1 pseudogene is annotated in these 215 nt (G+C 64.2%); it reads left to right on the forward strand.

The features are described 5' to 3' along the window. Nucleotides 1-215: pseudogene (locus PA598K_RS35625) on the forward strand (STM4011 family radical SAM protein); the annotation flags it as partial.

Raw genomic sequence — 215 nt, forward strand, 5'->3', positions numbered from 1 at the left:
GCCTGCCCGTACTGTCCGTTCAGCAAGCGGGTCGACGACGCGGCGACGCTGGCGGCCGACCGGGCGCAGCTTGAGCGGTTCATCGACTGGGTCAGCGAGCAGGAGGCGCTTGGTCATCGGCTGTCGATCTTCTTCAATCCGTATGGCGAGGCGCTGACCCATCGCTGGTATCGTGAGGGACTGATCCGTCTGAGCCATATGCCGCATGTCGAACG

It is taken from the genome of Paenibacillus sp. 598K (assembly GCF_003851045.1).
Classification (GTDB): Bacteria; Bacillota; Bacilli; order Paenibacillales; family Paenibacillaceae; genus Paenibacillus_D.